This is a genomic window from Bradyrhizobium huanghuaihaiense, assembly GCF_025200885.1.
GTDB lineage: Bacteria > Pseudomonadota > Alphaproteobacteria > Rhizobiales > Xanthobacteraceae > Bradyrhizobium > Bradyrhizobium huanghuaihaiense.
On the sequence record NZ_CP104172.1, the window covers coordinates 2,308,538 to 2,321,774 of the forward strand.

Consider the following 13,237-nt stretch of genomic DNA (forward strand, 5'->3'; position numbering starts at 1 on the left):
AGGGCGTCCTGTTTTCGGGAGGCGCACACATGAAGCTCAACGGCAAGGTCGCCGCCATCACCGGCGCGGCGCGCGGCATCGGCAAGGCCTGTGCGAAGAGGTTTTTGGATGACGGCGTCAAGGTTGTCATCTCGGATGTCGATGCGGATGGACTTGCCGCGACGGCCGCCGAGCTCGGGCGGCCGGATGCGCTGCGTACCGTCGTCGGCAATGTCGCCAAGCGCGCGGACGTTGATAAGCTCGTTGCAACCGCCGTGCAGGAGTTCGGCCGGCTCGACATCATGGTCAACAACGCCGGCGTCGCCCGCAACCGGGACATCCTCGAGATCTCCGAAGAGGAATTCGACGAGATCATCGGCATCAATCTGAAAGGCGCGTTCTTCGGCGTACAGGCGGCGGCGAAGCAGATGATCGCGCAGGGCGGCGGCGGGGTCATCATCAACATGTCCTCGGTGAACGCGCTGCTGGCGATCCCGGCGCTTGCGACCTACGCGATGTCGAAGGGCGGCATGAAGCAGCTGACGTCGGTCGCGGCCGTCGCGCTCGCCCCGCACAACATTCGTGTCGTCGCGGTCGGGCCGGGCACGATCCTGACCGACATGGTGGCGTCCTCCATCTACACGTCCGAAGATGCCCGCAAGACCGTGATGTCACGCACGCCGGCCGGCCGCGGCGGCGAACCGAGCGAGGTCGCCTCCGTCGTCGCGTTCCTCGCCAGCGATGATGCGTCCTACATCACAGGGCAGACGATCTATCCGGATGGTGGAAGACTGATCCTGAACTACACGGTGCCGGTGAAGGACAAGTAGGGGGCGAAGGCGCAGTGGGAGCGACGCTGCTGCTACGCTTTCGATGTCGTCCTGGCGAAAGCCAGGACCCATTACCACAAGACGTGGTTTGGCGAAGGCTCGTGGTCGCCAGCTTGGGCGACGACTGCTCCCTGGGGTAATGGGTCCTGGCTTTCGCCAGGACGACTCATAGAGCTCACTCCGCCGCAACGGTCATCCCGTAGCCAAGCCGTTTCGAGATACCACCGGCGCAATCGCGCAGCGCATGGGCGATCGGACTGTCCCAGCGCGCATCAAAAGTGCCTTCCGGGCCCATCGCGGTGATGACGAGCGCGACATGGCCGGAATGGTCGAACACCGGCGCCGAGAACGCGTTGACGCCGGGCAGGGGGTCCCCGAGCGCACGGGCGAGGCCGTGCTTGCGCACCTCGGTAAGCATGTCGGCGACCTTCGCGCCTTTGACCGCCCGCTTCGGATTGTAGCCGACGCCATGGCGGTCAAGGCCGCTTTCGAGCGCGGCGTTGATTGTCTTCTCCGGCAGGAAGGCGGCGAAGGCGCGGCCAGTGGCGGTCTCCAGCAGCGCCATCACCGAGCCCGCGCGCATCACGATGTGCACGGGCTGGCCGGGTTCCTCCAGCTGCACCACGGTTGGACCATGCGTGCCCCACACCGCCAGCGAGACGGCATGTCCGATCTGGCTCGCGAGCGCGGCGATCTTCGGTCCGGCGATACGAACGCCGGAGAGGCGGCGCAGGCTGATCAGCCCGAGCTCCAGCGCCAGCGCGCCGATCTCGTAGCGGCCGGTGGTCTCGTCCTGCTCGATCAGCCCGATGCGGGAGAAGCTGGCAAGATAGGGATGCGCCTTGGCCGGCGTCATGCCGGCCTCGCGCGCGAGATCGCGCAGCATCATCGGCTCGCCGCTTCTGGCGAGCGCGCGGAGCAATTCTCCGCCGACCTCGATCGACTGGATGCCGCGGCTTTCTCTCTTCATGCGCCTCCTGGCGTCGCGCTTACGCCGCGTTGCGCCTCGCGGCGCTCTCGGCGAGATGACGGCCGGCAATGTAGCCGAAGGTCAGCGCCGGCCCAAGCGTGATGCCGGCACCCGGATAATTGCCGCCCATGATGCTCGCCATGTCGTTGCCGGCGGCATAGAGGCCGGGAATCACACGGCCTTCGCCGTCGAGTGCCCGTGCGTTCTCGTCGGTGACGATGCCGGCATAGGTGCCGAGATCGCCGATCACCATCTTGATCGCGTAGAACGGACCGTTCTCGATCGGCGCGACGCAGGGGTTTGGGCCATGCAGCGCGTCGCCCTGATAGCGGTTATAGGCTTTTGAACCCTTGCCGAAGGCGGCATCATGTCCCAACGGCGCGGTTGCATTGAATTGCTTGACCGTCTCGGTGAACGCCTTCGCATCGATGCCGGCCTTTGCCGCCAGCACTTCCAGCGTATCGCCGCGCATGAGATAGCCGGTATTGAGGTGATGACCCAGCGGCACCGGGAAGGGTGGCACGCAGCCGAGGCCGTATTTGCGCAGCGTCTGGTGATCGCAGACGAGGTACGCCGCGATCTCGTCGCCAGGCTTGGCGGCCTTGATCATGGCCTGGACGAAGTCGTGATAGGAATTGCCCTCATTGGCAAAGCGCCTGCCGTCGCGCATCACCGCGATCACGCCGGGCTTGGCGCGGTCGATGAAGTGCGGCATCACGCCCTTCGATCCGTCCTTGCGCGTGGTCAGCGATACCGGCACCCAGGCTGCCGCGTTTGGCAGGCGGTCCTCGATGCGTCCCCCGGCGCTTTCCGCAAGGCGCAGGCCATCGCCGGTATTGCCGGTCGGGCCGGGCGAGAAATGCTCATTGCCGGTCGGTGCGTGCGGGAACATTTTCTTGCGCCGTTCGACATCATGCGGGAAGCCGCCGCAGGCGAGCACGACGCCCTGCCGCGCGCGAACGCGCACGTCGCGTCCCTCGCGCGAGACGATGGCGCCGGTGACAGCGCCGTTCTCCACGGTCAGCTCGCGAACGGGCGAAGACAGCCACATCGGAATCTTGAGATCGAGTGCGGACTTCGCAAGGCGTCCCGCGAGCGCATTGCCATTGGTCAGCGTCATGCCGCGCCCGTAGCGCAGTACGTCCATCAGATGGCGCGACAGGCGCTTGGCGACATAGACCGCCGAAGTCAGCGATTTCGTCACGCGCATGAAATGGATGATCTCCTTGCCGCTTCCAAGCATCATGCCGAACACGGTGAGTTCCGGCAGCGGCATGCCGAGCGTCTTGATCTGGTCGCCAAGCTCGCGGCCGTCGAACGGGCGCGTCACCATGGAGCGGCCGCCCTGGGCGCCGCCGGGTGCTTCGGCATGATAGTCCGGGAACACCAGCGGCATGTCGAAGCGCAGCGCCGTCCTGGTGGCGAAGAAATCGACGGCTTCGGGGCCGGCGCTGAGGAAGGCGTCGACGCGTGCGGCGTCGTAATTGTTGCCGGCTTCGTGCCGCAAGTAAGTGCGCGCCTGCTCCGGCGTTTCCTCGATGCCGTATGCCTTCGCCAGCGAGGTGCCGGGAATCCAGAGCCAGCCGCCGGAGCGAGCGGTGGTGCCGCCGAAGCGCGGCTCCTTCTCGACGATCAGCACGTCGAGGCCGCGGTAGCGCGCGGTGATCGCGGCAGACATGCCGGAGCAACCCGATCCGGCCACGAGCACGTCGCACTCGTAAGTCTCAATTGCGTTGTGCTCGTTGCCGGTCATCGCTCACCTCACTTCTTCAGCAGCGGACATTTGGACTCGGAGACCGGACGGAAGGCGTCCTCGCCCTTCACGGTCTTGACGATGTCCAGATAATCCCAGGGCTCCTTGGACTGCTCGGGCGTTTTCACCTTGGCGAGATACATGTCGCGGATGACGCGGCCGTCCTCGCGCAACTTGCCGCCGTGGACGAAGATATCCTCAATCGGCAGCTCGCGCATCTTCGCCATGACCTTGGCGGGATCATCGGTGCCTGCGGCCTTGATGCCCTTCAGATAATGCAGCACCGAGCCGTAGACGCCGGTATGGATCATGGTCGGCATCACCTTGGTGCGCTCGTAGAACTTCTTCGACCAGGCGCGGGTTGCCTCGTCCATATTCCAGTACGCGGCCGTGGTCATGTAGGTGCCCTGCGCGGCCTTCAGCCCGATCGCATGCACGTCGGTGTCGAACATCAGGAGGCCGACCAGCTTCTGGCCGCCCTGGACAAGGCCGAACTCGCCGGACTGCTTGATGGCGTTGTCGGTGTCCTGGCCGGCATTGGCGAAGGCGACCACGTCGGATTTCGAGCTCTGGGCCTGCAGCGCGAAGGAGGAAAAGTCGGCGGTGTTGGTCGGATGCTTCACGCCGCCGAGCACCTTGCCGCCCATCTCGTTGATGAAGCGCGTCGCGTCCTTCTCGAGCTGCTGGCCGAAGGCGTAATCCGCCGTGATGAAGTACCAGGATTTTCCGCCTTCGTTGATCACGGCGGAGGCCGTCACCTTCGACAGCGCGTAGGTGTCGTAGGTGAAGTGCACGGTGTTGGGGCTGCACAGCTCGTCCGTCAGCGAGCTCGCGCCGGGGCCGGAGAGCAGGGCGATCTTGTTGCGCTCGCGCACCATGTTGTGCACGGCGATGGCGATGCCGGAATTGGGGATGTCGACGACCGCATCGACCTTGCCGTTGTCGAACCAGCCGCGCACGATCTGCACGCCGACGTCGGTCTTCATCTGATGATCGGCGCTGATGATCTCGATCGGCTTGCCGAGCACGGTTGGCCCGAACTCCTCCACCGCCATCTTGGCCGCCTCGACCGAGCCCGGCCCGCTGTTGTCGCGGCCCCAGCTCGACAGGTCCGTCAGCACGCCGATCCGCACGGCGTCGTCGGAGACTTGCGCGGTCGCCGCAGTGGTCATGGCAGTCGAAGTCATGGCCGCGAGCATGGCGCCGGCCAGAAACACTCTCATCGTCGTTCCCTCGCTTTTTATGGGCCGCTTGGGGCGGCGGGTTGTTCTGGCGGTAAGTTAGATATTAGCGAATTAGTTTGTCAATGGCGAATAGGAGGGTGGGGATGGGTTCCACGGGGGCAGGGCTGAGAGCGGTGAGTTGGAATGTCGGTGCCCTCTACGCGTGTCGTCCTGGCGAAAGCCAGGACCCATAACCACAAGAGGCTTTGTTTCGGACGCTGTAGCCACAGTGCGTGTTTGATAACGCTGACCGGGGTAATGGGTCCTGGCTTTCGCCAGGACGACACTGAGAACGAATTGGGCGCAGTGCCTCACCACCGTCATTGCGAGCGCAGCGAAGCAATCCAGGCCTTCTCCGCCGAGGCAGTCTGGATTGCTTCGTCGCAAGGGCTCCTCGCAATGACGGATGTGGCGGCACCCGGCACGTTCGTGTCCCGGACGCGCTGCAGCGCTCTTGCGCTGCTGCGCAGAGCCGGGACCCATGCGGCCCGAATTTTCGAAGGAAGCGTGGGCCCCGGCTCTGCAGCGCATCACTTCGTGCTGCGCAGCGTCCGGGGCACGAGAGTGATCAACTGCGTCCGCAGGTTGCAACCCTCCCTGCGTTTAGCCATGATGCCGTCTGGAATCTTTTGGGGCATGGCATGACGGCAGCAACGGGGGTCGCCGCGGCGACGGAGAGATCGACGACGGCGCATGTGGTGTGGGCGAGCGCGCTCGGCACCGCGATCGAGTGGTACGACTTCCTGATCTACGGCACGGCCGCGGCACTCGTCTTCAACAAGCTGTTCTTTCCGAGCTTCGACCCGTTCGTCGGCACGCTGGTCGCGTTCTCGACCTATGCGGTCGGCTTCGTGGCGCGGCCGATCGGCGGGGCCATCATCGGGCATTACGGCGACCGGCTCGGCCGCAAGACCATGCTGGTCGCGACCATGATCGCGATGGGGCTCGGCACCTTCCTGATCGGCTGTTTGCCGACCTATAGCCAGATCGGCGTCTGGGCGCCGATCCTGCTGATCGCCTTGCGCTTCGTCCAGGGCATCGGGCTCGGCGGCGAATGGAGCGGGGCGGTCGTGATGGTGATCGAGCACGCCGGCAACCGCCGCGGCTTCTACGGCAGCCTGGTGCAGATTGGCTTTCCCGTCGGCGTCGCTGCCTCCACCGGCATCTTTGCGCTGATGACGCAGCTGCCCGAGGCCGACTTCCTGAGCTGGGGTTGGCGCGTGCCGTTCTGGATCAGCATTGTGCTGGTGGGCGTCGGCTTCATCGTGCGGCTCAGACTGGCCGAGACGCCGCACTTCAAGGAAGTCGTCGAGCGCAAGGAGGTGCTGGCGCAGCCGGTGCTGGAGGTGCTTCGCCGCGACTGGCGCAGCTTTTTGCTCGCGGTCGGCATTACCGTGTCGGAGGTCGGGCTCGCTTATCTCCTCACCGTCTTCACCGTGGTCTACGCCACGACGAAGCTCGGCCTGCCGCGCCAGGTGATCCTGAACGCGGTGGTCTATGCCGCGATCGTCGAGTTCGCGACGTTGCCGCTCGCCGGCTGGCTCTCCGACATCTTCGGCCGCAGGGCGCTGTATCTCGCCGGTGGCGTGTTCTCGGTGGCGCTGGCGTTTCCGCTGTTCTGGTTCCTCGACACCAAAGAGCCGGCGCTGATCACGCTCGCGCTCGTCGTCACGATGACGCTGACCCATGCGCTGCTGTTCGGGCCGAAGGCGGCGTTCATGCCGGAGCTGTTCCGCACCCAGGTGCGCTACAGCGGCGCATCGCTCGGTGCCAATGTCGCGGCTGCGCTCAGCGGCGGCTTCTCGCCGTTGATCGCAACCGCGCTGCTGGCGTGGGCCGGATCGTACTGGGCTGTGTCGGTGTACATCATCGGGCTCTCGATCATCACGATCATCGCGACCCTGCTGGCGCCGGAGACAGCGCGCGACGACCTGAAATAGCAGCTTGCATCAGCGACAGGCCGCGGCGTCCGGCATCACCAGGAAGGTGATGCTGGCCGGCGGCAGCCGGAGCCGGCCCGCAGGCGCGGTGCGCGCCGCAAGGCGCGGAAGGTCGTCGTTGGCGGCCAATCTCAGGGGCTCGCCATTCAATCGGACGGTCGCGCTTTGCAGGCGATCAGCTTGCAGCGTGTATCGCTCGGCAGGACCTGCCAGCGTCACGAGGTGCGGTGCGTTCCGCGAGGTGTTGATGAGGAGCACGGAGACGCCGCCCTTTGTGACGGGGTGACAATGCGCATAGGTGTGAAGGCCGGGCATCGAGGCGGTTTCCGTTTCGAGCACGGTCGCTCCCATCAGCCGCCGCCATAGCAGAGCGACCCAGTAGTTCGGCCGCGGACGAAACGACCACTCGTCGAGCAAGCCGTAGTCGCTGGCCGCGAGCGTGTTGTGCATCACCACCTGCACGCCGGCCTTTGCCAGACGGCCGAGCTGATCGAGATAGCGGAACGTGTCGAGGAAGGTGGCATCCCAGGGATTGCCGCCGCAGGCGGCGTCCGCCGTTTCCGTCAACCAGATCGGCTTGCCCGGCTCGAACGCCTCGCGCAGCGCGCGGTACGTGGCGAGCGTCGCGTCAGCGCGGGCAAGCCAGTCGTCCGACAGCGCTTGCAACGGATCGTCATGGACGCCGCAGCGGAGCGAGAGCGTGCCGTAGTGATGGTAGGAAAAGCGGTCGAGACCCGGTCCTGAAGCTGCGAGCAGATCGCGCGTGTGGAGGCCGGGAGCTGAGGGCGATGGGGAATCGCCGACTGAGCCGGGTCCGAGGATCAACGTCTCCGGCGACGAGCGCCGGATCCACGCGCGGAAGATCCTGAAGTCGCGGCCATACGCCTCCGCGTCATATCCCGGCGGCGCGTCGTTGTTCGCCGCCAGCGTCGGCTCGTTCATGAACTCGGCGGCGGCGATGCGGCCGCCGAGTGAGCGCGTGGCATCGATGAGGCGCTGCGCCTGGTCCGGCATCCACACGCCATTTGCGTCGCGGCTGCCGGGGCTGATGGCAAAGGACGTCACGATCTCCGCATCGGCCGCGCGGGCGAAGTCGACGACGCCGCGCCACTGCGCGCGGCTGAGCACGGTGTTGAAGCCGGCAGGCGGAGCGGACGGCGCGCTCTCGGTGTCCGCGACATAGGTCGCGTTCGCCCAGGTGCCGCTGATGCGGATATAGGCCGGCGACAGCGCCGCCGCGAGCTTGCGCAGGCGAGGGTTGGCGAGATCAATCGGAGGCCTGTCGCTATAGCGATCGCTCTGCATCCCGTCTTGCGCGTAAGGCTTCCAGAAACGCCCGCCCGTCACCTCCACCATCTCGATATTGTAGGATTGGAAGCGCGCATCGACCGTGCCGATCGCCTTCATGCGCGACGGTGCGATCACGACTTCGCTCGCGCACGCTGCGCGACCTGTCGCCGCGACGAGCAATGCGGCACCGATCATGCTGACGATGCGGAGGTTGCCGCATCGTCCGATCGCCGTCCCAGTATGCACGTCCTGATGCCTTCTTATGCGCGCTGCCAAAAGCAGATGCAGCGGTCCGATCCATTAGCCGCGTTTATATCGCGAATTTTTACTTCCAATTTTACTTCGCAAAAACTCAGCCATAGCCTCACGCGCAACTGATCACATCCGCGGCCGATCAGTGGCGATCGGGGCGAGCGTTCATCGTAACCAATGAGGGTTGCCATGTCTGACAGGATTAAGGGGACATCCACTTCCGATCCGGTGGGAACGGAAGCGGCACTTACGAAAAACCTGAGCCGGCGCACGCTGTTGAAGGGGGCGGCCGCAGTTGCGGGCGCAGCCGCCGGGTCGGACGCGATCCGCGGATTCCCGACCATCTGGGCGCAGGAGATCAAGGACATCGAGCTGCGCCATGTCGGTGTGTCCTATTCGGTGGTCAAGGCGATCGGCGACCAGGCGGCCAAGGATCTCGGCTTCAAGGTGACGATGCAGAACCTCGACACCTCCGCCGCCATCAACCGCTTCATAAGCCAGCCTAATACGGTCGATATCGCCGATCTCGAGGGCTGGCAGGCCAAGCTGGCGGCCAAGCGCGGCGTGATCCAGGGCATCGAGGTCAAGAAGATCAAGGAGTTCGACAACATCCTGCCGATCTTCACCAAGGGCGAGATCGACGGCCACAAGATCCCGCGCCAGGGCATCTCGCCCTATGAAGCCATGTACATCGCCAAGCCCGACGCGACCGATCTCAACGACGGCGTCACCGAATGGGCGACCTTCCTGCCGCAGGTCTACAACGCCGACTCCATCGGCTACCGCCCCGACCTCGTCGGCCATGAAGTGACCGAGTGGAAGGACCTGATCGATCCGAAATTCAAGGGCAAGGCAGCGATCCTCGACGTGCCCGCGATCGGCATCATGGACGCCGCGCTCTGCTTCGAAAGCGCCGGGCTGATCAAGTACGGCAACAAGGGCAACATGACCAAGGAGGAGATCGACTTCACCTGCAACAAGCTGATCGAGCTCAAGAAGCAGGGCCAGTTCCGCGCGACCTGGACCACCTTCGACCAGTCGGTGCAGCTGATGGCGGCGGGCGAGGTGGTGATCCAGTCGATGTGGTCGCCGGCAGTTGCCGCGGTGCGCGTGAAAGAGATTCCCTGCGTTTATGCGCCGGTGAACGTCAAGAACGGCAAGGAGGGCTATCGCGGCTGGTGCAACGGCATGGGCCTGATGAAGCACCTTACCGGCAAGAAGCTCGACGCCGCCTACGAATATCTCAACTGGTACCTCTCGGGATGGCAGGGCGGCTTCGTCGCGCGCTACGGCTATTACAGCCCGGTGCCCTCGACCGCGAAGAAATTCCTCACTCCCGCCGAATGGGCGTTCTGGTACGAGGGCCAGCCCGCGCCGGAGGTCGTCAACGATCCCTACGGAGTCGCGATGGAGAAGGCCGGCACCAAGCGTGACGGCGGCTCGTTCCTCGACCGCGTCAAGAACATCTCGTGCTGGAACACGCTGATGGACGAGGCCGCCTACATGAACAAGCGCTGGAACGACTTCAAGGTGGCCTGAAACCTGCTTTCCCTGACGAAAGGCGCCGGCGCGGCGACGCGCCGGCGGGTGAGATCGACGTCGAGGCGTTCGCTGACATGCAGCCGAGTCCAACTCCATCGCGATCCAACCTGGCCGGCTGGCTCTACGTCTCGCCGCTGGTGCTGGTGCTGGTGCCGTTCTTCGTGGCGCCGATCCTCGTCGTGCTGGCGGCGAGCTTCTTTGCCGCCGACGGGTTTGGCGGGCTCACACCCGGCTTCACGCTGGCGAGCTATGTCGAGGTGCTGCACTCCGCGCTGACGCTGAAACTGTATCTGGCGACGATCAAGTTCACGGTGCTGACCTGGATCTTCACGCTGATCATCGGCTTCTTCGTCGCCTACTTCCTGGTGTTCCACGTCCGCAACCAGTTGCTTGCGATCGGGCTGTTCCTCCTGTGCACGGTGCCGTTCTGGACCTCGAACATCATCCGGATGATTTCTTGGATTCCGCTGCTCGGCAAGGAAGGCCTGATCAACCAGGCCCTGCTCGCGACCGGCGTGATCCGCCAGCCGCTGGAAGTATTGCTGTTCTCCGACCTCGCGGTTGTGATCGCCTATGTCCACCAGCTCACGATCTTCATGATCGTGCCGATCTTCAATTCGATGGCGCGGATCGACAAGAAGCTGATCGAGGCCGCGATCGACGCCGGCGCCAGCCGCTTCGACATCATGCGCCTGATCGTGGTGCCGATGTCCAAGAGTGGCATCGCGCTCGGCACCATCTTCGTGGTCTCGATCGTGATGGGCGACTTCTTCGTGGTCAAGGTGATGTCCGGCGGCGGCTCGGCCTCGGTGGTCAGCGCCTTCTACGAGGACGTCGGTGTGCTGCAATATCCGACGGCGGCGGCGAGCGCCGTGCTGCTGACGCTGGTGCTGGTCGCGATCGTCTCGCTGATCCTGCGCACCGTCGACATCCGGCAGGAGATCACGCGATGAGCGCGGTTCTTGCCGACATGCCGGAGACGATTGCCCCTGCAACCAGCAAGGCGATCGCGCCGAGCAAGGGCGGGAGGCCCTGGACGTTCTACGTGCTGGCGACGCTGTTTGCGGCTTACGTGCTCGCGCTCTATGGCCCGATGTTCTGCATCTACATCCTGTCGTTCCAGGACATTCGCGGCGGCCTCGTGTTCCCGATGAAGGGCCAGTCGATGCACTGGTTCGTCGACCTCTTCACCCAGGTGCGAACCGGCGACGTCAAGGGCTCGTTCGATCGTTCGATCAAGCTCGCCGCGATCGTCACCGTCATCACGGTGGTGGTGTCGTTCCTCGCCGGCCTCGGCTTCCGCAGGCGTTTCCGCGGCGACACCGTCGTCTTCTACATGATGATCGGCAGCCTGGTCGCGCCCGGCCTCGTGCTCGGCCTCGGCACGGGGCTGCTGTTCCAGGCGCTCGGGCTGAATGCGAGCTGGTACACTTCGGCGCTGGGCGCGCAGCTGTCCTGGACGCTGCCGTTCGGTGTCCTGGTGATGTTCGCGGTGATGTCGCGCTTCAACCATGTCTGGGAAGAGGCGGCCTACGATCTGGGCGCCAGCCGCTGGCAGTCGATCCGGCTGGTGATGATCCCGGTGCTGGCGCCCGGCCTCGTCGCGGTCGCGCTGTTCGGCTTCACGCTGTCCTATGACGAGTTCGCGCGCAGTTTGCAGACCGCGGGCTCGCTGAACACGCTGCCGCTGGAGATCTGGAGCATGACGCTGAACGTCACCTCGCCCTCGCTCTATGCGCTGGGCACGGTGACCACCATCGTCTCCTTCCTCGTCATCGGCGCCAGCCTCGGCACCATCGTGTTGATCCAGAAGAAGCGCGGCAGCCGCACAAAGGGTCAGGAATGAAGAACGATCGCGGCGATATCGAACTGGCGGGCGTCTGCAAGAGCTTTGACGGCGTGACCAATGTGGTTGACGGCGTCAATCTCAAGATCGTGGACGGCGCCTATTGCTGCTTCATCGGTCCCTCCGGCTGCGGCAAGACCACGATTTTGCGCATGATCGCGGGCCATGAGGACCCGACCGCGGGCGAGATCGTCATCGGCGGTCAGAATGTCGTCGGGCTCGCGCCGGTGCAGCGCCGCACAGCGATGATGTTCCAGTCCTATGCGCTGTTTCCGCATCTGACCGTGCGCGAGAACATCGCCTTTGCCTTGCGGGTGCGCGGCATGTCCAAGGCCGATCGGCTGCGGTCTGCCGACGCCATGATCGAGAAGGTGCGGCTGACGAGCTTCGCCGACCGCCTGCCGGCCCAGCTCTCAGGCGGCCAGCAGCAGCGCGTGGCGCTGGCGCGGGCCGCGATCACCGAGCCGCGCGTGCTGCTGCTCGACGAGCCGCTGTCGGCGCTCGACGAGCAGCTCCGCGTCCAGATGCGCCAGGAGCTCCGGCGGATGCAGCAGGAGCTCGGCATCACCTTCATCCACGTCACCCACACCCAGCTCGAGGCAATCGCGCTTGCCGACCTCGTCGTGGTGATGGAGCAGGGCAGGATCAAGCAGGCCGGGCCGGCCCGCGACGTCTACGCCCATCCGCACGACCGCTATGTCGCCGAGTTCATGGGTGGCCAGAACGTGCTGTCGGGGCGGGTCGAGAAGGTGAACGGCGCGAGCTTCACCCTCGCGCAGGCCGCGCCCTCGGGCATCGAGGTGCCGCTTCAGGCCCGCCCGACCGTCAGCATCGGCGACAAGGTCGATATCGCCGTGCGCCGCGACGACGTGGCGCTGGTGAGACCCGGCAGGGAGCTGCCGCCCGGCTGCACCACATCGCTGCCGAGCCGCGTGCTCGCGATCGAATACCAGGGCTATTTCGTCAAGGTCATGCTCGACACCGTGCCGGACGACGAGTTCGTGGCCTATGTGCCGGAAAAGACCTTCTTCGCAGATCCCTTCACCGTCGGCGATGTCGTGATGGCCACATGGGCCACCGGCAGCGCGCTTCCACTCGCCTAGACCCGTCGCGCACAGGAGTATGACCGTGCAGATATCCTTCACACTCAACGGACGGCCAACCACCGTCGATGTCGAGCCGGCAACGCTCGTCGCCGAGCTCTTGCGCGAGCAGCTCAACCTCACCGGCACCCATATCGGCTGCGACACCAGCCAGTGTGGTGCCTGCGTGGTGCACCTCAACGGTCTTCCCGTGAAGAGCTGCACCTTGCTTGCGCCCGCGCTCGATGGCGCGAGCGTGCTCACCATCGAAGGTCTGCAAGGCGTGCCGGGCTCGAACCGAATGCATCCGATGCAGGAGGCGTTTCGCGAGCATCACGGCCTGCAATGCGGCTTCTGTACGCCGGGCATGCTGATGACGGCCGTTGCGCTCGCCACCGAGAAGCCGGACCTGACGGAAGCCGACGTCCGTCACGGCCTCGAAGGCAATATCTGCCGCTGCACCGGCTACCAGAACATCGTCGTCTCGGTCATGGCTGGCGCGGCCGCCATGAACGCCAAGGGAGAGTGAT

Annotated in this window: 11 protein-coding genes; 7 read left to right on the forward strand and 4 right to left on the reverse strand. The window is 65.0% G+C overall.

What is annotated here, in order from left to right:
• Window positions 1–29 precede the first annotated feature (29 nt).
• Entirely contained in the window at window positions 30–809 is a 780-nt protein-coding gene (locus N2603_RS10950) for an SDR family NAD(P)-dependent oxidoreductase (RefSeq protein ID WP_260388730.1), read from the forward strand.
• A gap of 175 nt (window positions 810–984) precedes the next feature.
• On the opposite strand, the gene N2603_RS10955 is transcribed toward N2603_RS10950, so the two are convergent.
• The 3 genes from N2603_RS10955 to N2603_RS10965 are packed head-to-tail and all read right to left on the reverse strand — an operon-like array spanning window position 985 to window position 4,755.
• Entirely contained in the window at window positions 985–1,779 is a 795-nt protein-coding gene (locus tag N2603_RS10955; protein WP_260388731.1) for an IclR family transcriptional regulator, read from the reverse strand.
• A gap of 19 nt (window positions 1,780–1,798) precedes the next feature.
• Complete coding sequence (locus N2603_RS10960; RefSeq protein WP_260388732.1) at window positions 1,799–3,532, reverse strand: FAD-dependent oxidoreductase; 1,734 nt, start codon at window positions 3,530–3,532, stop codon at window positions 1,799–1,801.
• 8 nt (window positions 3,533–3,540) lie between these two features.
• Entirely contained in the window at window positions 3,541–4,755 is a 1,215-nt protein-coding gene (locus N2603_RS10965; protein ID WP_260388733.1) for an ABC transporter substrate-binding protein, read from the reverse strand.
• A 641-nt stretch (window positions 4,756–5,396) separates the two neighbouring features.
• Here N2603_RS10965 and N2603_RS10970 point away from each other — a divergent pair.
• Window positions 5,397–6,695: an MFS transporter gene (locus N2603_RS10970; RefSeq protein WP_018641173.1), complete on the forward strand. Its 1,299-nt coding sequence runs from the start codon at window positions 5,397–5,399 to the stop codon at window positions 6,693–6,695.
• A 9-nt stretch (window positions 6,696–6,704) separates the two neighbouring features.
• Here the strand turns inward: N2603_RS10970 and N2603_RS10975 are convergent, their stop codons facing one another.
• Entirely contained in the window at window positions 6,705–8,231 is a 1,527-nt protein-coding gene (locus N2603_RS10975) for a glycosyl hydrolase family 79 N-terminal domain-containing protein (RefSeq protein ID WP_260388734.1), read from the reverse strand.
• 195 nt (window positions 8,232–8,426) lie between these two features.
• Here N2603_RS10975 and N2603_RS10980 point away from each other — a divergent pair, with 195 nt between their 5' ends.
• From N2603_RS10980 to N2603_RS11000, 5 genes are all read left to right on the forward strand, one after another.
• Window positions 8,427–9,776, forward strand: a complete 1,350-nt coding sequence (locus N2603_RS10980; protein ID WP_260388735.1) for an ABC transporter substrate-binding protein — start codon at window positions 8,427–8,429, stop codon at window positions 9,774–9,776.
• A 77-nt stretch (window positions 9,777–9,853) separates the two neighbouring features.
• A complete protein-coding gene (locus N2603_RS10985) occupies window positions 9,854–10,732 on the forward strand; it encodes an ABC transporter permease (RefSeq protein ID WP_260388736.1) in 879 nt (292 codons plus the stop codon).
• Window positions 10,729–11,625 (forward strand): ABC transporter permease, encoded by an 897-nt coding sequence (locus tag N2603_RS10990; RefSeq protein WP_260388737.1) that lies wholly within the window; start codon window positions 10,729–10,731, stop codon window positions 11,623–11,625. Before N2603_RS10985 ends, N2603_RS10990 begins: the two co-directional genes overlap by 4 nt.
• Window positions 11,622–12,728, forward strand: coding sequence for an ABC transporter ATP-binding protein (locus N2603_RS10995; protein ID WP_260388738.1), 1,107 nt, complete (start codon window positions 11,622–11,624; stop codon window positions 12,726–12,728). The genes N2603_RS10990 and N2603_RS10995 overlap by 4 nt, the downstream gene beginning before the upstream one ends.
• Before the next feature lie 19 nt (window positions 12,729–12,747).
• Complete coding sequence (locus N2603_RS11000) at window positions 12,748–13,236, forward strand: (2Fe-2S)-binding protein (protein WP_260388739.1); 489 nt, start codon at window positions 12,748–12,750, stop codon at window positions 13,234–13,236.
• The last annotated feature ends 1 nt before the right edge of the window (window position 13,237 follow it).